The following is a 340-nucleotide window of genomic DNA, read 5'->3' as shown; positions in this document are numbered from 1 at the left end:
CGACTGGATCGAAAACATAGTAGCCGCGACCCAATCCGACGGCAGCCACCCGGTACTGATCATAAATCGGTTCCATTCTTTCGCTGCCATCGCCGACGACAATCTGCTGTCCGTCCTTTCAACCTTGCGGCAGCTTGAGCACGACGGCAATCTGACAACGATTGCCATCTCACCGATCACTTATCAGGCCCTTCGCCGGGAACTCGCGGAAAAGGGACAGTTTCCATTCGTGAACTCTGCCTACGGGGACAATCACGACGAAACGGTCATGCCTCCACTCACCCGCAATGAGTTCGTTGCGGCTGCGACGCGAGCAGGACTTTCGCCCAAACGTTCCAAC

Annotated in this window: 1 protein-coding gene; it reads left to right on the top strand. The window is 56.2% G+C overall.

Going from position 1 to position 340, the window contains the following annotated elements; translation table 11 throughout:
• On the top strand, nucleotides 1–340 hold a 340-nt coding region (locus tag AF337_RS43235), incomplete at both ends, for a hypothetical protein (protein ID WP_160320279.1).

This window comes from Rhizobium ecuadorense, from assembly GCF_001187535.1.
Taxonomy (GTDB): Bacteria; Pseudomonadota; Alphaproteobacteria; order Rhizobiales; family Rhizobiaceae; genus Rhizobium; species Rhizobium ecuadorense.
Note: the sequence above shows the minus strand (reverse complement) of the source record. Positions and strands in the feature narration are given on the sequence as shown.